The organism is Pseudomonas sp. NPDC086112, assembly GCF_044746425.1.
Lineage (GTDB): Bacteria > Pseudomonadota > Gammaproteobacteria > Pseudomonadales > Pseudomonadaceae > Aquipseudomonas.
The window spans coordinates 1-18069 of record NZ_JBIVCD010000042.1 but is presented as its reverse complement, the minus strand read 5'-3'; the positions used below and the strand labels follow the sequence as shown (position 1 = coordinate 18069).

The window sequence follows — 18069 nt, the reverse complement described above, 5'->3', positions numbered from 1 at the left end:
GCATGCAGCAAGAGTTCAACGATCCGCTCTGGCGCACGGTGCTGTCTGGCGCGCAGATGCTGTTCGTGGCCTTCGGCGCGCTGGTGTTGATGCCGTTGATTACCGGCCTCGACCCGAACGTGGCGCTGTTCACCGCAGGCCTTGGGACGATTCTGTTCCAGATCGTCACCGGGCGTCAGGTGCCGGTGTTTCTGGCGTCGAGCTTCGCCTTCATCACGCCGATCATTCTCGCCAAGGGCCAGTTTGGCCTGGCGGCGACCATGGGCGGTGTGATGGCGGCCGGTTTCGTCTACACCTTCCTCGGTCTTGCCGTGAAGATCAAAGGCACCGGGTTCATCGATCGCCTGTTGCCACCGGTGGTGATTGGCCCGGTAATCATCTCCATCGGCCTGGCCATGGCGCCGATCGCCGCCAACATGGCGATGGGCAAGGCCGGTGACGGCACCGAGCTGATTCCTTACCAGACGGCGATGTTGATCTCGATGCCGGCACTGCTGACCACCCTGATCGTCGCGGTGTTCGGCAAAGGCATTTTCCGCCTGGTGCCGATCATCTCCGGCGTATTGGTGGGTTTTGCCATGGCGTTCTATTTCGGCGTGGTCGACACCGCAAAGATTGCTGCAGCACCGTGGTTTGCGATTCCACAGTTTACGGCGCCGGAATTCAACTGGCAGGCGATTCTGTTCATCGTTCCGGTAGCCCTGGCCCCGGCCATTGAGCACATCGGCGGCGTGATTGCCGTGGGTAGCGTGACCGGTCGCGATTATTTGAAGAAGCCCGGCCTGCACCGCACGTTGCTCGGCGATGGCATTGCCACCACCGCGGCCGGTCTGTTCGGCGGCCCGCCCAACACCACCTATGCCGAAGTGACTGGCGCGGTGATGCTGACCAAAAACTACAACCCGAAAATCATGACCTGGGCCGCAATCTTTGCGATCAGCCTGGCGTTCATCGGCAAGTTCGGCGCCCTGCTGCAAAGCATCCCGGTGCCGGTGATGGGCGGGATTCTCTGCCTGTTGTTCGGTTCGATTGCTGCGGTGGGGATGAACACCATGATTCGCCACAAAATCGACCTGGGCGAAGCACGCAATCTGGTGATTGTCTCGGTGACGCTGGTGTTCGGGATTGGCGGCGTACTGGTCGGCACCGGTACCGGCCCGGACGATTTCGGCCTCAAAGGCATCGCGCTGTGCGCGGTGGTGGCGATTGCGTTGAACCTGTTGCTGCCGGGCCATGACAGCTGGAAGCACAAGAAGATGGAAGAGCCGTTGTTGTAAGCCAGCCTTAAGAAGGCCTTCGCGGGCAAGCCTCGCTCCTACAGGATTTGTGTCGACTCTTAAAACGACGCAATCCTGTAGGAGCGAGGCTTGCCCGCGATGCTTTTAAAGCGCCAACGGCGCCCGCTCACACAATGCGTTCAACGCCTTGGCCCACTGCGGATCATCATTGAGGCACGGCACCAGCACCAACTCCTCCCCTCCCGCTTCGCGGAACTGCTCCTTCCCGCGATCACCGATCTCTTCCAGTGTTTCGATGCAATCGGCAACGAACGCCGGGCACATCACCAGGACTTTTTTCACGCCGCTTTTGGCCAACTCATCAAGGCGTGCTTCGGTGTAGGGTTCGATCCACTTGGCCCGGCCCAGACGCGACTGGAACGACACCGACCACTTGCCATCCGGCAGGCCCATGCGCTTGGCAAACTCGGAAGCGGTGCGCAGGCATTGGGCGCGGTAGCAGGTGGCTAATACTTCCGGCGAAGCCTTCTGACAGCAATTATCGCTTTTAAAGCAATGATGACCGGTGGGGTCGATCTTGGTCAGGTGCCGTTCCGGCAAACCATGAAAGCTCAGCAGCAGGTGATCGTAGTCCTGTTGCACATAAGGCTTGGCACTGGCCACCAACGCATCGAGGTATTCCGGCTGATCGTAGAACGGCTGGAGAATCGAGAACTGCACGTCGAGTTTCTTCTCCCGAACCACCCGCTTGGCTTCTTCGATCACTGTGGTCACGGTGCTATCGGCGAACTGCGGATAGAGCGGCGCCAAGGTGATTTTTTTGTGCCCCTGAGTCGCCAGACGAACCAGCATCGACTCAATGGATGGCTCGCCGTAGCGCATCGCCAGCTCTACAGGCCCGTGAGTCCACTGCGCGGTCATGGCCCGTTGCAGACGACGGCTGAGCACCACCAGTGGCGAGCCGTCCGCCCACCAGATCGACGCATAAGCGTGGGCCGATTGCTCCGGGCGTTTGATCAGAATCAACGACACCAGCAAACGCCGCACCGGCCATGGCAGGTCGATCACATACGGGTCCATCAGAAATTGATTGAGGTAGCTGCGCACATCCGCCACCGAGGTGGAAGCGGGTGAACCCAGGTTGACCAGAAGCAACGCGTGATCGGTCATGCAACGTCCTATTTCTTAAGGCGGCTGGACACATCGTCCAACGCCGCGCGCAAATCAGTGAACTGGAAAGTGAAGCCCGCTTCCAGCAAGCGAGCCGGCATGGCCTTCTGGCCACCCAGCAGCAACAATGACAACTCGCCCAGGCCCACCTTCAACACGAGGGTTGGCATCGGCATGAACGCCGGACGATGCAACACGCTACCCAACGTTTGGGCGAATTCGCGATTGCGCACCGGCTTGGGCGCGCAGGCATTATATGGACCGCTGGCCTCATTGCGGTGCAGAAGAAAATCAATCAGGGCGATTTGATCCTTGATATGAATCCACGACATCCACTGCCGACCACTGCCCAGAGGCCCGCCCAGCCCCAGTTTGAACGGCAACAACAGCCGCGACAAAAAGCCGCCCTCTGCGGACAGCACCAACCCGGTACGAATGAGGATCACGCGAATGCCCAAGGCTTCGGCGCGTTGCGCGGTTTCCTCCCAGGCGACGCACAACTGGCTGGCGAAATCATCAATGACCGGTGGAGATTCTTCAGTCAACTCCCGCTCACCACCGTCGCCGTACCAACCGATCGCGGAGCCAGAAATCAATACCTGCGGTTTCTGCTCGCGGCTTTCGAGCCAAGCCAGCAGGGTTTCGGTCAGGGTGATCCGGCTGCTCCACAACAACGCCTTGCGTTTGTGCGTCCAGAGCCGATCGGCAATCGGTGCGCCCGCGAGGTTGATAACTGCATCCACCGGTTCTTGACCCAGGTCCTCAAGCCGTGCGATTCCACGTACCTGAGTGCCACAGACTTTGGCGACTTTTGCAGGCGTGCGACTCCAGACTGTCAGGCGATGTCCCTGGCTCAACCAGTGTTGGCAGAGTTGACGTCCTATCAAACCAGTACCGCCGGTCAGCAATATGTGCATGACATCTTCCTCGCGTGGCGTTTTACCCTGATCACTAGTCTATTTTTATAAGCAGGGATCTTTGGTATTGGGCAGGCTCTGTGCTTAACAATAGGCCAAGCTGTCAGAACGAGGACGCTAAAAGTTATACCAAAAAACAATATTGTACAGGTTTGAACCACGGCGTAGTCTGTACAGACAGGTAAACGAGGCCCCTATGACTGTACCTATCGCAATCATCGGCACCGGCATCGCCGGACTCTCAGCCGCCCAGGCCCTGACGGAGGCCGGGCATGTCGTTCAGCTTTTCGATAAAAGCCGCGGCAGTGGCGGACGCATGTCGAGCAAGCGCAGCGATGCGGGTGCTCTGGACATGGGCGCGCAATATTTCACTGCTCGCGATCGCCGCTTCGTCACTGAAGTCCAGCGCTGGCAAACCAATGGCTGGGTCGCCGTATGGACGCCGCAGCTCTATACCTTTCACGGCGGCCAGCTCAGACCTTCGCCGGATGAACAGACGCGTTGGGTCGGCACGCCCCGCATGAGCGCGATCACGCGCGGCCTGCTCGGTGATCTGGAAGTGCATTTCGCTTGCCGCATCACCGAGGTCTATCGCGGTGAAGAACATTGGCATCTGCAAGACGCCGAGGGCTTCACTCACGGCCCGTTCAGCCATGTCGTCATCGCCACGCCAGCCCCTCAGGCAACCGCGCTGCTGGCGGCCGCACCGAAACTCGCCGGCGCCGCCGCCGGGGTAAAAATGGAACCCACCTGGGCCGTCGCCCTGGCGTTCGACACACCACTGGAAACCGCCATCGAAGGTTGCTTCGTGCAGGACAGCCCACTGGACTGGCTGGCGCGCAACCGCAGCAAACCGGGACGCGACACCACCCTCGATACGTGGGTGCTGCATGCCACCAGTGCCTGGAGCCGGCAGCATATCGACCTGCCCAAGGATGCCGTGATCGAGCAATTGCACGGTGCCTTTGCCGAATTGCTGAACGACGCCATGCCTGCTCCGACCTTCAGCCTCGCTCACCGCTGGCTGTACGCCCGGCCGGCCAGCAGCCATGAATGGGGCGCGTTGGCCGATGCCGATCTGGGCTTGTATGTGTGCGGTGACTGGTGCCTGTCTGGCCGTGTCGAAGGTGCCTGGCTCAGTGGTCAGGAAGCAGCCCGCCGGCTGCACGAACACCTGCAATGAATTTAATCGCTGCTGTCGACATGGACAGCAGCCTTGCAAAAACTTATACAAAAATTTTGACTTGTACACCTTTGAATCTATGATGAAGTACATGTTGTACAGATCCAATAATCTGTACAGGTCTGGATTCGAGGCGCTCCCATGTCCCCTACAGCCATGAAACCCAAAATCGCCATCAGCGCTTGCCTGATGGGGGCCGAGGTGCGTTACAACGGTGGGCACAAGGCGTCGCCTCTGTGCAGCCGCATCCTCTCTGAGTATTTCGATTTCGTCCCGCTGTGCCCGGAAGTCGCCATTGGCCTGGGTATCCCTCGCGAACCGATCCGCCTGGTCGGCAACCCCGAGCACCCGGAGGCTGTCGGCACCGTCCACCCAGAGATCAACGTCACTCGACCTCTGGCCGAATACGGTCAAAAAATGGCGCTGGAGCTGGATGGCATCTGCGGCTATATCTTCATGCAGAAATCCCCTTCGTGCGGGCTGGAGCGGGTCAAGGTCTACCACGCCAACGGCGCGCCAGTGGACGGCGGTAGCCGTGGTATCTACGCCCAGGCCTTCTGTGCATTGCATCCTGATTTACCGGTGGAAGAAGACGGCCGCCTCAACGACCCGGTGCTGCGGGAAAACTTCCTCACCCGCGTGTTCGCCTACAGCGCCTGGCAGCAATTGCTGCAAACAGGCCTGACCCGGCGCGGCCTCATTGACTTTCACTCGCGCTACAAATACCTGCTGATGGCCCACAACCCGGTGCAATACAAAACCCTGGGCAACTTGTTGGGCAACATGGGGCAAACCGATCCGCAAGTGTTCGGCCCACGCTATTTCAGCGAGCTGATGGCGGCCCTGAAAAAGTGCGCCACACGCCGCACCCACACCAACGTGCTGCAGCACCTCAGCGGTTATCTCAAACAGGCCATCAGCCCTGAAGACAAACAGGAAGTGCAGCACGTCATCGGCCAATACCGCCGGGGCATCGTGCCGCTGGTGGTGCCATTGATGTTGCTCAAACACTACTTTCGCCAACACCCGGATCCGTACATTGCGCAACAGGTTTACCTGCAACCGCACCCGGAAAACCTCAGCCTGCGAAACGCGATTTAATGAAAAATCCACCGGATACCAGCGCCAGCGAAGACCTTGGCAGTGACTTCAAGAAGGCCCTGGACGTTGGTTGGCTGCCCATTCGGGAAGTGGCCCGGCAGACCGGGGTCAATGCCGTCACCTTACGCGCCTGGGAACGGCGCTATGGGTTGATCGTGCCTCAGCGCACGCCCAAGGGGCATCGGTTGTTCTGTGCCGAACACGTTCAACGGATCCTGACGATCCTTACCTGGCTCAATCGCGGCGTGGCTGTCAGCCAGGTCAAACAACTGCTCGACACGCCTCAGGGGCTTACCGACTCCGTCGGGAACGATTGGCTGGTGCTGCGCCAGACGCTGCTGCAAGCGGTCACTCAGCTGGCCGAACGCACCCTCGATGACACGGTGAATCAGGCGATGGCGCTGTATCCGCCACGCACCTTGTGTGAAAAATTGTTGATGCCGTTGCTGGCGGATCTGGAGCAGCGCTGGCAAGGCCAGTTCGGCGCGCAAATGGAGCGGGTGTTTGTTTATTCCTGGTTGCGCAGCAAATTCGGCGCGAGGATCTACCATAACAACCGTCAGTTGCGCACCGCGCCACTGTTGCTGATCAATTACTCGGACCTGCCGCTGGAGCCTTATCTGTGGCTCACCGCCTGGCTGATCAGCAGCGTCGATTGTCCGGTGGAAGTCTTCGACTGGCCGCTCCCCGCTGGCGAACTTGCGCTGGCGGTTGATCACCTGCAAGCCCGCGGCGTACTGCTGTATTCCAGCAAAGCCATGAATCTTGCGCATCTGACGAAACTTTTGAATGGCGTCAGCTGCCCAAAAATGATTGCCGGGGCAACGGTGTGCATTCACCACACCGAGTTATCCGCAAGAACCGCCGCCATTGCTGACTTGTCCCTGGCCGAAGACCCATTATCGGCTCATCTGGGCCTGATTCAGCGCGGGCTCATTTAATGGCGTATTTTTCAATGATTGTGCGGATATCACCATGCAATTGATCTGGCTGCGCAGCGACTTGCGTCTACACGACAACACCGCCCTCTCGGCCGCTGCAGCCCGCGGCCCGAGTGTGGCGGTGTATTTGCTGAGTCCGCAGCAATGGTTGGCGCATGACGACGCGCCGTGCAAAGTGGATTTCTGGCTGCGCAACCTGAGCGAGTTACGTCATGCGCTGGGCGCCCTGAACATCCCGCTGCTGATTCGCAAGGCGTCCCGCTGGGATGAAGCACCAAAGGTCCTGCTCGAGTTGTGCCAGCAATTGAAGATCGACGCAGTGCACGTCAACGAGGAATACGGCATTCATGAAACCCGTCGTGATGCCGCGGTGGCCCAAATCCTGAAAGCCCAAGGTATCGACTTTTACCGCTACCTCGATCAACTGCTGTTCAAGCCTGGCACAGTGCTGACCAGAACCGGCACCTATTTCCAGGTCTTCAGCCAGTTCCGCAAGGTCTGCTACGAACGCTTGCATGCATCATTGCCGAGATTGGTTACCGCCCCCGCCATCCAGGCGCCGCTGGGTATCGCCAGCGACGAACCGCCCTCTCGTGTCGAGGGTTTCGACACGCCCAGCGACAGTTTGCGTGCTCTCTGGCCGGCCGGCGAAACCGAGGCCCGACGCCGTCTCGAGACCTTTGTCGACGCACAGATCGACTATTACCACAGCGAGCGTGATTTCCCGGCAAAACCCGGCACCAGTCAGCTCTCGACCTATCTCACCGCCGGGGTCATCTCCCCTCGCCAGTGTCTGCACGCCGCGTTGCAAAGCAATCAGGGGGAATTCGAAAGCGGCAAGGTCGGTGCTGTCACCTGGATCAACGAGTTGCTGTGGCGCGAATTCTACAAACACATTCTGGTGGGCTACCCACGGGTTTCCCGGCACCGCGCCTTTCGCCCGGAAACCGAAGCCCTGGCCTGGCGTGATGCCCCGGAAGATCTCCAGGCCTGGCAGCAAGGCCGTACCGGCCTGCCGATCATTGATGCCGCCATGCGCCAATTGCTGGAAACCGGCTGGATGCACAACCGTCTGCGCATGGTCGTGGCAATGTTCCTGACCAAAAACCTGCTGATCGACTGGCGTGAAGGCGAGCGATTCTTCATGCAGCATCTGATTGACGGCGATCTGGCGGCGAACAACGGTGGCTGGCAGTGGAGTTCGTCCACTGGCACCGATTCGGTGCCCTACTTCCGCATTTTCAACCCCCTGAGCCAATCGGAAAAATTCGACGCCGAAGGGGTTTTCATCAAGCATTGGTTGCCGCAGATCAACGAAATGAATAAAAAAGACCTGCACAATCGCGCGAGACTCGACGGATTATTCGGTGTGACGGATTATCCATCGCCGATTGTCAACCTGAGCACTTCCCGCGAACGGGCCTTGGCCGCGTTCAAAAACCTGCCGTCGCGACAGGGTTTATCACCACCGGAATCACTTTGATAGCGCAGTTTTACGTATGAACACGGAATTGAATCGGGAAGATAAGGAGATTGGGATGAGTCGTACTCCTGCAAGGCGATACTGGTTGACTGGCGCCAGCAACGGTATTGGGACCGCGCTGGCCGAAGAAATACTGAAAACCGGTGCCCACCTGGCTGTCAGCTCCCGCTCATTGGCGCCATTGAAAGCCTTGTCTCAGCGTTATCCCGGCCAAGTGTTGGTGGCTGCCGGTGATTTGACCAACAGCCAACGGGTGCGCGAAATCGGCGAGCAGATTGCCAAGGAATGGGGCTCTCTGGATACCATGATCCTCAACGCGGGAACCTGCGAATACGTCGACGTCAATCAGTTCGACTCATCAATCATCGAGCACATCGTGCGCACCAACCTGCTTGCCAGCAGCTATTGCATCGAAGCCGCCCGCCCCCTGCTGCGAGCGGGCACTGCGCCGCATCTGGTGGCCCTGGCCAGTTCAGTGACCTACCTGCCCCTGCCACGGGCCGAAGCCTATGGCGATTCAAAGCCCGGATTGCGTCACCTTTTCGAATCCTTGCGCATCGACATGGCGCCGGAAAACATCGAAATGACTATAGTCAGCCCAGGACTTATCGATACCCCTCTGAGCAACGAGGTTTCACAACACCTCGATTGGTCGGCGGACAAAGCTGCGCGCTACCTCTTCGACCTGCTCAAGCATCGGCCACTGGAGCTCCCTTTACCGGAACTGCTCATGCCTGTCCTTTGGCCTCTGCCGCAAAAGCCCGGCCAGAGGAGACTGGAAATCGGCAAGCGCATGGAGCGAAACAATCCGCCAACCGAAGATCTGCCATGAAGTCTGAGCGTCTGTCAGACCTTTCACACAGCGTAGGCCCACTGGCTTACACTGCGCGCCATGAAAACTATTCCCCATACGCAAATCGCCGAACCGGCGGTCACCTGCTCGACCTGCGCAGCCTGCTGCTGCCAGCTTGAAGTCATGTTGATCACCGACACCGGCGTGCCCGAGCGTTTTATCGATACCGACGATTGGGGCGGGGAAGTCATGCTGCGGCTGGATGACGGCTGGTGCGCCGCGCTGGATCGCGACAGCATGATGTGCACCATCTACGAAAAACGTCCGCTGATTTGCCGGGAGTTCGAAATGGGCGCACCGGAATGCATCACCGAACGCCAGGGGATTGCGACGGCGTATCGGTGAGCGAATACAGCAGGCCATGAAGATCCAATGTGGGAGCGGGCTTGCTCGCGAAAGCGGATTGTCAGTCAACATCAATGTTGAATGTTAAATCGCATTCGCGAGCAAGCCCGCTCCCACATTAAAAGTGCAGTAATGCTTACAACGGCATCGTGTAATGCAGCGAGTAACTCTCTACGCCATCATTCGGGCTGCTGATCCCGCCATTGGAATAGTGCGTGGCGCGAATCCCGACTTCATGTCCGCCGGTAAAGCGCAGACCAAACCCGAAACGATCTTCGAACTGAAAGGCCCCGCCAAGTTTGTTGTCTTCGACTTCAGTGTTGGCAAACACCGCGATACCGATACCCGCTTCAACGTAGGGTTTGATCGTCTCACCGGCAAACTCATACACCAGTACCGGCGAGAACGACACACTGTGATTGCTCGACGTTTCATCGCCCTCCCAGTAGGTGTAAGCGCCGCTCCAGTAGCCGGTCAAGCGACCGATGTCACTCTGCAGCCAACTCTTGTCCCAGTCGAATTGCATGCCCAGTCGGTAAGTCATGGTCGAATCGCTGGTCTGGCCGACCCCGAATTCCACCCCTGCTGCCTGCGCGGTAAAACTGTGCCCCATCAATGCGGTCGCAATCGCGGCCAAGCAGAATAGTCGCTTCATTAGAAACATCCTTTTCCGAACAATTTCGTATGGTTTTTATGCTGTCCAACTGACAAAGCTATAGAAGTTGAAGCTTGATCAGAAGTTCAGCTCAATTATTCGTGTCATCTCTTTTTTTATCTACAAGTCGAAGCTTTGCACAACACCCGTCGAATACCACAAAACCGGCAAGATATTTCTGAAATGTTCCGGATCCGCACTCGTCCAGAACCGGGCAGCGCGAGCAGGCCCCTCGGCCAGCAACTCACGCTCTGCCAACAATCGTTGAAGCTGCCGAGCCACAGCGGCACCGGTATCGATCAGGCTGATGTTCTGGGGGAGCAACTGCTTAAGCAGAGGCTTTAGGAAAGGATAATGCGTGCAGCCAAGAATGATTGTGTCTGCACCTTCAGCTAGCAGCGGATCGACATACCCTTGCAGCAACTGACGCAATGCCTCGCTGTGCAAATCGCCATTTTCAATCAGCTCCACCAGCCCTGGGCATGGCTGGGTGATGACTCGCACATCGGCGGCGAAACGGTCGAGCAAGGCGGCGAACTTCGCACTCTGTAAAGTGCCGGTGGTGGCGAGTACGCCAACCACACCGCTGCGCGTCGCCGCAGCCGCCGGTTTGACCGCAGGCTCCATGCCGACGATGGGCCACTCGGGGAAATCGCGCCGCAAGTCCGCAACACCCGCAACGGTTGCGGTATTGCAAGCGAGCACCAGCGCCTTGGCGCCCTGCTGTTGAAAGAACTGCGCCATGACACTGCAACGCTGACGGATGAATGCCGGGGATTTCTCACCGTAGGGAATATTCCCGCAATCGCCGAGGTACAACAGAGATTCATTGGGCAGCAACTGCTGGATCTCGGCCAGCACGGAGAGGCCACCGACGCCGGAATCGAATACAGCAATCGGCGCTTCACGCATGGCTTGACCCGCAGACGCTACAGCCTGGATCACGCTTGACCCGCAATTCACGGAAGCGCGTGCCCAAGGCATCGATCAATAACAGGCGTCCCACCAGCGGTTCGCCGAAACCCACCAGCAATTTCAACGCTTCGAGGGCTTGCAGGCTACCGACCAGGCCCACCAGCGGACCGAGTACGCCGGCCTCGCTGCAAGTCAACTCGGCTTCGCTGCCGTGCCCGTATAAACAGTGGTAGCACGGGCTTTCCGGACGACGGGAGTCGAAGACCGACAATTGCCCTTCCAGCCGAATCGCCGCACCGCTGACCAGCGGTTTGCGCGCAGCCACACACGCAGCGTTGACCGTTTCGCGGGTGGAAAAATTATCGGAACAGTCCAGCACCAGATCCACCGCCGCCACTGCCGCCGCCAGGGAATCTTCATCGAGTGCGGTGCGATGGGCGATCAGTTGAATCTGGGGATTGATCGCAGTCAGGCGACGGATCGCCGAATCGACTTTGCTCAAGCCGACGCTGTCGGTGTCATGAACGATCTGACGTTGCAGATTGGTCAGGTCGACCGTGTCGAAATCCGCCAGATGCAACTCACCGACACCGGCCGCCGCCAGGTACAGCGCCACCGGTGAGCCGAGACCGCCGAGACCGACAATCAGCACACGGCTTTCCTTTAGCCGTAACTGGCCGTCGATGTCGACGTGTTGCAGCAGAATCTGCCGGCTATAGCGCAGTAATTCCTGATCATTCAGCACGGCAAGCGCCCCAGACTGATGCGTTCGTGACCGCCCAGATCGGTGCGGCTGTGGACCTCTTCAAAGCCGCGGGTCAGCAGCAAATCGCGCACGGCCTCGGCTTGATCGTAACCATGTTCGAGCATCAACCAGCCACCTGCCTCAAGATGATCCGGCGCCTGATCGACGATCAGACGTAAATCGTCGAGCCCATCGACGCCAGCCACCAGAGCACTGGCCGGTTCGAAGCGCACGTCACCCTCCGCCAGATGCGGATCGGTCGAAGCAATGTAGGGCGGATTGCTGATGATCAATTGAAAGCGCTGGCCTTCCAAAGCGCTGAACCAATGACTGCTCAGCACCGTGGCGTTGTTCAGGTGCAGCCGCTGGCGATTGCGCTCAGCCAGGGCCACGGCCTCCAGCACGCGATCCACGGCGGTGACTTTCCAGGCCGGACGCTCGCTGGCCAGCGCCAGGGCAATGGCGCCGCTGCCGGTGCCCAGATCAAGAACCCTGGCCGGGGTCGCCGGCAACAGCTCCAACGCGGTTTCTACCAGCAGTTCGGTGTCGGGACGCGGAATCAGCGTGTGGGGCGCGACTTCCAGGTCAAGTTTCCAGAAGCCCTGCTGCCCCAGAATGTAAGCCACCGGCTCACCGCTACGGCGGCGTTGCAAGTACTCGGCAAATTTCAGTGCCGCTTCGCTCGGGACGATACGTTCAGGCCAGGTGTGCAGAAAACTGCGGGATTTACCCAAGGCAGCCGCCAGCAGCAATTCGGCATCCAGACGCGCGGTGGGCGAGTCGGGCAAATCAGCGGCGCGCAGCAAACTGGCAATGATCGTCATTTACTCACCTATCGCTGCCAATTGGTCGGCCTGATATTCGGCCAGCAACGGTTCGATGACCGCATCCACGCCACCGGCGAGAATTTCGTCGAGCGAATACAGCGTCAGGTTGACCCGATGGTCGGTGACCCGGCCCTGGGCAAAGTTATAGGTGCGAATACGCTCGGAACGGTCACCGGAACCTACCAGTAATTTACGCTCGCTCGCGATAGCGTTCGCGGCGGCGCTGGTCTGCTGGTCGTTGAGCTTGGCCGACAGCCAGGACATCGCACGGGCGCGGTTCTTGTGCTGGGAACGTTCTTCCTGGCACTCGACGACAATACCGGACGGCAAGTGCGTGATACGGATTGCCGAATCGGTCTTGTTGACGTGCTGACCACCGGCACCGGAGGAGCGATAGGTGTCGACCCGCAGGTCTGCCGGGTTGATCTCGATCGCTTCCTGCTCGTCCGGCTCGGGCAACACGGCCACGGTGCAGGCCGAGGTGTGGATGCGGCCTTGGGATTCAGTGGCCGGAACCCGCTGTACGCGATGCGCGCCGGATTCGAACTTCAGCTTGCCGTAAACGTTCTCGCCTTCGACCCGGGCAATGACTTCTTTATAGCCGCCGTGTTCACCTTCGTTCTCCGAGAGAATTTCCACCCGCCAGCCACGTCGCTCGGCGTAACGCGAATACATGCGGAACAGATCGCCGGAGAAAATCGCCGCTTCGTCACCGCCGGTGCCGGCACGGATTTCGAGGAATACGTTGCGTCCGTCGTTCGGATCCTTGGGCAGCAGCATGCGTTGCAGGCTGGCTTCTATTTCGATCAGTTGCTCTTTGGCTTCGCGGACTTCTTCCACGGCCATTTCGCGCATGTCCGGATCGCTGTCCTTGAGCAGCGCCTGAGCCCCTTCGAGGTCACCCTGCACTTTAAGCAGCTGTTTATAGGTGCCAACGATCGGCTCGACTTCCGCGTATTCCTTGGAATAGGTACGGAACTTGTTTTGATCGGAAATGACCTCGCCGTCGCCAAGCAGGGCGGTCAATTCCTCGAAACGGTCCTGGAGGATGTCCAGCTTATTGAGCAGTGACGCTTTCATTGCGGTTTCTTATCCGAAAAGCTATCCGATGAGCCCTCACCGAGGGCAAAGAGTTCCTGGGCCATGGCCAGCGCATCGAGGCGGCCTTCGGCAGAGAGCTTTTTCAACTGCACGCTCGGTGCATGCAAGAGTTTATTGGTCAGGCTGCGGGCCAGTTGCACCAGCACGTCTTCGGCGCTGCTGCCATTGGCCAGCATGCGCTGAGCTTTAAGCAATTCTTCGTCGCGCATGCGCTCGCTTTGTTGACGATAGGCCTTGAGCACATCCACCGCCGCCAGTTCGCGCAGGCGAACCATGAAATCTTCGGCACCGACCGACACCATCTCTTCGGCGGCCTGGGCTGCGCCCTGACGGCTCTTGAGGTTTTCGGCGACCACTTCGTGGAGATCGTCGACGCTATATAGGTAAACGTCGTCCAACTCGCCGACTTCCGGCTCGATATCCCGAGGGACAGCGATATCCACCATGAAAATCGGCTTGTGCTTGCGCAATTTCAAGGCACTTTCCACCGCGCCTTTACCGAGAATCGGCAACTGGCTGGCGGTGGAACTGATGACGATGTCGCTGCGCACCAGTTCTGCCGGGATGTCCGAGAGCAGCACTGCGTGGGCGCCGAACTGTTCGGCCAGAATGCTCGCGCGCTCCAGGGTGCGGTTGGCAACCACGATTCGCTTGACCCCCAGCTCATGCAGATGGCGGGCGACCAGGGTGATGGTCTCACCGGCGCCAATCAACAAAGCCTGGCTGCGTTGCAAATCACTGAAAATCTGTTTCGCCAGGCTGACCGCGGCAAACGCTACGGATACCGGGTTTTCGCCGATGGCGGTGTCGGTCCGCACCTGTTTGGCCGCATTGAATGTGGCCTGGAACAGCCGCCCAAGCAGCGGACCGATGGTGCCAGCCTCGCGAGCGACAGCGTAGGCCGATTTCATCTGACCGAGAATCTGCGGTTCGCCCAACACCAGCGAGTCGAGCCCGGAGGCAACCCGCATCATGTGACGAACTGCCGCATCATCTTCATGCACATAAGCGCTCGCGCGCAGCTCATCGAGGCTCAAATGATGATAATCGGCCAGCCAGCGCAATATGATGTCAGCCGAAAGGTGATCCTGTTCTATATACAGTTCACTGCGATTGCAGGTGGAGAGGATCGCAGCTTCGCGGCTTTCGGTGAGTCGGCAGAGCTGCTGCAAGGCCTCAACCAGCTGCTCAGGGGTAAAGGCCACGCGCTCGCGGACGTCTACTGAAGCAGTCTTGTGGTTAATACCGAGTGCAAGGAAGGCCATTCAAGGTCGCTGATGGTGACGTGAAGCCGACAATTGTCCTACTTCGACAGAGCCAGAACAACCACTCGATATCTATCGCGCCCGCAAGAGCTGCCGAAGGCTGCGATCCGTTCTCGTTTACAAGGGCGCCGGGCCTGCGGGGATTGCCCGCGCGGGTAAATTGGCCGGGCGGTTATGTTTGGCTCAAGGCTTGTGTCATGATGATCCGACCGCAGGTTAGTCGTCCTTTTCCTATATGAATAGATCTTCCGCGTTGCTCCTCGCTTTAGTCTTCCTCAGCGGCTGCCAGGCCTTGGCGCCCGTTTCATCGGACGGTACGCCGCCGGTCGAAGACAGCACTCCGGCCCCTGAAAAGCCCAAGGTTTACAGCTCGTTCAGCGAAGAAACCATCTTCAGCTTGTTGAGCGCCGAACTGGCTGGCCAGCGCAATCGTTACGACATTGCCCTGGACAACTACGTGACCCAGGCCATCAATACCCAGGATCCGGGCATCTCCGAGCGGGCATTTCGCATTGCCGAGTATCTGGGTGCCGATCAGGCTGCCCTCGACACCGCACTGGTCTGGGCAAGGAACGCCCCGGACGATCTCGAAGCGCAACGGGCGGCTGCCGTGCAACTCGCCCGCGCCGGTCGTTACGACGACTCCATGGTCTATATGGAGAAAGTCCTGCAAGGCAAGGGCGACACGCATTTCGATTTTCTCGCCCTGTCCGCAGCCGATACCGACCAGGAAACTCGCAACGGTCTGATGAAAGGTTTTGACCGCTTGCTGCAGCGCCATCCGCACAACAACCAGCTGATTTTTGGCAAGGCCTTGTTGCTGCAACAGGACGGCGATGCCAAGGGCGCCCTGACCCTGCTCGAAGACAATCCGCCGGACGAAGGCGAAATAGCGCCTATCTTGCTGCGCGCGCGCCTGCTGCAAGGGCTCAACCGTGGCGATGAAGCCTTGCCGCTGCTGCAAAAAAGCATCAAGAAGTACCCGGACGACAAACGCCTGCGCCTGACTTACGCGCGCATGCTGGTTGAACAGGACCGCATGGACGACGCCAAGGTCGAGTTCTCGAGCCTGGTGCAGCAATACCCCGAAGACGACGAATTGCGTTATTCCCTGGCACTGGTCTGCCTGGAAGCCAAAGCCTGGGACGAAGCCAAAGGCTACCTGGAAGATTTGATCGCCCGGGAAAGCCATGTCGACTCGGCACACTTGAACCTGGGGCGCATTGCCGAAGAGCGTAACGACCCGCAGGGCGCATTGATTGAATACGCCCAGGTCGGGCCGGGCAACGATTACCTGCCGGCGCAATTGCGTCTTGCCGATATTCTGATGAACAACGGCAAGACCGCCGAAGCTCAAAGCCGTCTGGCAGCGGAGCGCGGCGAGCAACCTGATTACGCGATCCAGTTGTATCTGATCGAAGCCGAAACCTTGTCCGCCAACAAACAGGGCGACAAGGCCTGGAAAGTCTTGCAGCAAGCCCTGCAGCAATACCCGGACGATCTGAATCTGCTGTATACCCGGGCCATGCTGGCAGAAAAACGCAATGACCTGGCGCAGATGGAAAAAGATCTGCGACTGATCATCAAGCGCGATCCGAACAACGCGATGGCGTTGAACGCCCTCGGCTACACCCTGTCCGACCGCACCACACGCTACGCCGAAGCCAAGGCCTTGATCGAACAGGCGCACCAGATCACCCCTGAAGACCCGGCCGTCCTGGACAGCCTCGGATGGGTCAATTTCCGCCTGGGCAACCTCGATGAAGCCGAGCGCTATTTGCGCCAGGCGCTGGAGCGTTTCCCCGATCAGGAAGTTGCCGCGCACCTGGGCGAAGTCCTGTGGGCCAACGGCAAACAACGCGAAGCCAAGCAAATCTGGAGCAAGTTCCTCAAGGAACAACCCGACAGCCCTACCCTGCGTGGCACCATCAAACGCCTGACCGGATCAGAGACTCTTTAAAATTATGTTTTTGCGCCACCTCATTATTTTCAGCTTCATCGCCCTGCTCGCCGGTTGCGCGGGCTTCGTTGCCCGCGAATCGGTCCAGGGTCAAGGCAACAAGGCCCAATGGCGCGAGCACAAACAGCAACTGACCGGCCTTGATGGATGGCAGATCAACGGCAAAATCGGCATCCGCGCGCCAAAAGATTCGGGCAGCGGCACGTTGTTCTGGCTGCAACGCCAGGATTACTACGACATCCGCCTTTCCGGTCCTCTGGGTCGGGGCGCGGCCCGTTTGACGGGTCGTCCGGGCAAAGTCTCGCTGGAAGTGGCCAATCAGGGCCGCTATGACGCGCCGACCCCGGAAGCCCTGGTTGAAGAACAACTGGGCTGGAAATTGCCGGTATCCCATCTGGCATGGTGGGTTCGCGGGCTCCCGGCCCCGGACAGCAAAAGTCGCCTGACCCTCGACGTCGACAGCCGTCTGGCCAATCTCGAACAGGATGGCTGGCAGGTCGAGTACCTCAGTTATGCCGAGCAAAACGGCTACTGGCTGCCCGAGCGGATCAAACTGCATGGCACCGACCTTGATGTCACGCTGGTGATCAAGGAATGGCAACCACGCAAACTGGGGCAGTGAACATGACTGCGCCACGCCTGACATTGCCCTCGCCCGCCAAGCTCAACTTGATGCTGCACATCCTCGGTCGTCGCGAAGACGGTTACCACGAGTTGCAGACGATTTTTCAGTTCCTCGATTACGGCGATGAAATCACCTTCGCCGTTCGCGACGATGGCGTGATTCGGTTGCACACCGAATTCGCCGACGTCCCTCACGACAGCAACCTGATCGTCAAAGCCGCAAAAAAACTTCAGGCGCAATCCGGATGTTCGCTGGGCGTCGACATCTGGATCGAAAAAATCCTGCCCATGGGCGGTGGAATCGGTGGCGGCAGTTCGAATGCGGCAACCACGTTGCTGGGCCTCAATCATCTTTGGCAACTGGGTTGGGATGAGGATCGACTGGCCGCGCTGGGCCTTACGCTTGGCGCCGACGTCCCGGTTTTCGTGCGTGGCCACGCGGCTTTCGCCGAGGGCGTGGGGGAAAAACTCACCCCTGTAGAGCCCGAAGAACCGTGGTATCTCGTACTGGTGCCGCAAGTATCTGTAAGTACAGCAGAAATTTTTTCAGATCCACTGTTGACACGTAACACTCCTCCCATTAAAGTGCGCCCCGTTCCCAAGGGAAACAGTCGAAATGACTGCTTGCCGGTGGTAGCAAGGCGTTCCAGATGTACGTAACGCGTTGAATTTGTTAGGTAAATTTACCGAAGCAAAACTCACCGGAACTGGAAGTTGTGTGTTTGGGGGCTTCCCAAGCAAAGCTG

The 18069-nt window shown here is 58.9% G+C and carries 17 protein-coding genes and 1 pseudogene; 10 read left to right on the top strand and 8 right to left on the bottom strand.

From position 1 onward, the window contains the following. Positions 1–2: 2 nt before the first annotated feature. Entirely contained in the window at positions 3–1277 is a 1275-nt protein-coding gene (locus ACIPLA_RS23505; protein ID WP_218399353.1) for a uracil-xanthine permease family protein, read from the top strand. A gap of 105 nt (positions 1278–1382) precedes the next feature. Here ACIPLA_RS23505 and hemH read toward each other — a convergent pair whose 3' ends face one another. Next, on the bottom strand, positions 1383–2408 hold the full coding sequence (gene hemH, locus ACIPLA_RS23500; RefSeq protein ID WP_218399352.1) for a ferrochelatase: 1026 nt from the start codon (positions 2406–2408) through the stop codon (positions 1383–1385). An 8-nt stretch (positions 2409–2416) separates the two neighbouring features. Beyond that, the gene (locus tag ACIPLA_RS23495) at positions 2417–3325 is read right to left on the bottom strand and encodes a TIGR01777 family oxidoreductase (RefSeq protein ID WP_218399351.1); all 909 of its coding nucleotides are present in this window, start codon (positions 3323–3325) and stop codon (positions 2417–2419) included. Between the two features lie 196 nt (positions 3326–3521). On the opposite strand from ACIPLA_RS23495, the gene ACIPLA_RS23490 reads away from it, so the two are divergent. From ACIPLA_RS23490 to ACIPLA_RS23465, 6 genes are all read left to right on the top strand, one after another. Continuing rightward, positions 3522–4508 (top strand): NAD(P)/FAD-dependent oxidoreductase, encoded by a 987-nt coding sequence (locus tag ACIPLA_RS23490; RefSeq protein WP_218399350.1) that lies wholly within the window; start codon positions 3522–3524, stop codon positions 4506–4508. A 141-nt stretch (positions 4509–4649) separates the two neighbouring features. After that, positions 4650–5609 carry a DUF523 and DUF1722 domain-containing protein gene (locus ACIPLA_RS23485; protein ID WP_218399349.1) on the top strand — a complete coding sequence of 320 codons (960 nt, stop codon included), beginning with the start codon at positions 4650–4652 and terminating at the stop codon, positions 5607–5609. Then, a complete protein-coding gene (locus ACIPLA_RS23480; protein WP_401176374.1) occupies positions 5609–6550 on the top strand; it encodes a MerR family transcriptional regulator in 942 nt (313 codons plus the stop codon). Before ACIPLA_RS23485 ends, ACIPLA_RS23480 begins: the two co-directional genes overlap by 1 nt. A 34-nt stretch (positions 6551–6584) precedes the next feature. Continuing rightward, positions 6585–8033, top strand: a complete 1449-nt coding sequence (phrB, locus tag ACIPLA_RS23475) for a deoxyribodipyrimidine photo-lyase (RefSeq protein WP_401176372.1) — start codon at positions 6585–6587, stop codon at positions 8031–8033. Between the two features lie 55 nt (positions 8034–8088). Then, positions 8089–8865 carry an SDR family NAD(P)-dependent oxidoreductase gene (locus tag ACIPLA_RS23470; protein WP_401176369.1) on the top strand — a complete coding sequence of 259 codons (777 nt, stop codon included), beginning with the start codon at positions 8089–8091 and terminating at the stop codon, positions 8863–8865. A 60-nt stretch (positions 8866–8925) separates the two neighbouring features. Beyond that, a complete protein-coding gene (locus ACIPLA_RS23465) occupies positions 8926–9231 on the top strand; it encodes a YkgJ family cysteine cluster protein (RefSeq protein ID WP_063342543.1) in 306 nt (101 codons plus the stop codon). Between the two features lie 136 nt (positions 9232–9367). On the opposite strand, the gene ACIPLA_RS23460 is transcribed toward ACIPLA_RS23465, so the two are convergent. The 6 genes from ACIPLA_RS23460 to hemA all read right to left on the bottom strand — a co-directional run bounded on the left by ACIPLA_RS23460 (position 9368) and on the right by hemA (position 14739). Beyond that, a complete protein-coding gene (locus ACIPLA_RS23460) occupies positions 9368–9886 on the bottom strand; it encodes an acyloxyacyl hydrolase (RefSeq protein WP_218399345.1) in 519 nt (172 codons plus the stop codon). Positions 9887–10006: 120 nt separating this feature from the next. Beyond that, complete coding sequence (gene murI / locus ACIPLA_RS23455; RefSeq protein WP_401176365.1) at positions 10007–10798, bottom strand: glutamate racemase; 792 nt, start codon at positions 10796–10798, stop codon at positions 10007–10009. Continuing rightward, positions 10791–11546 carry a molybdopterin-synthase adenylyltransferase MoeB gene (locus ACIPLA_RS23450; RefSeq protein ID WP_218399343.1) on the bottom strand — a complete coding sequence of 252 codons (756 nt, stop codon included), beginning with the start codon at positions 11544–11546 and terminating at the stop codon, positions 10791–10793. Before ACIPLA_RS23450 ends, murI begins: the two co-directional genes overlap by 8 nt. After that, positions 11540–12370 (bottom strand): peptide chain release factor N(5)-glutamine methyltransferase, encoded by an 831-nt coding sequence (gene prmC, locus ACIPLA_RS23445; RefSeq protein ID WP_123501314.1) that lies wholly within the window; start codon positions 12368–12370, stop codon positions 11540–11542. The genes ACIPLA_RS23450 and prmC overlap by 7 nt, the downstream gene beginning before the upstream one ends. After that, positions 12371–13453 (bottom strand): peptide chain release factor 1, encoded by a 1083-nt coding sequence (gene prfA / locus ACIPLA_RS23440; protein WP_030129716.1) that lies wholly within the window; start codon positions 13451–13453, stop codon positions 12371–12373. After that, positions 13450–14739, bottom strand: a complete 1290-nt coding sequence (hemA, locus tag ACIPLA_RS23435) for a glutamyl-tRNA reductase (protein ID WP_401176360.1) — start codon at positions 14737–14739, stop codon at positions 13450–13452. The genes prfA and hemA overlap by 4 nt, the downstream gene beginning before the upstream one ends. A 235-nt stretch (positions 14740–14974) precedes the next feature. Between hemA and ACIPLA_RS23430 the strand changes: the two genes are divergently transcribed. The 3 genes and pseudogenes from ACIPLA_RS23430 to ispE form a co-directional block, all read left to right on the top strand. Continuing rightward, positions 14975–16699 (top strand): tetratricopeptide repeat protein, encoded by a 1725-nt coding sequence (locus tag ACIPLA_RS23430; protein ID WP_192345465.1) that lies wholly within the window; start codon positions 14975–14977, stop codon positions 16697–16699. Between the two features lie 4 nt (positions 16700–16703). Beyond that, positions 16704–17321, top strand: a complete 618-nt coding sequence (lolB, locus tag ACIPLA_RS23425; RefSeq protein ID WP_008074188.1) for a lipoprotein insertase outer membrane protein LolB — start codon at positions 16704–16706, stop codon at positions 17319–17321. A 2-nt stretch (positions 17322–17323) separates the two neighbouring features. Beyond that, a pseudogene (gene ispE, locus ACIPLA_RS23420) lies at positions 17324–18069 on the top strand (4-(cytidine 5'-diphospho)-2-C-methyl-D-erythritol kinase); the annotation flags it as partial.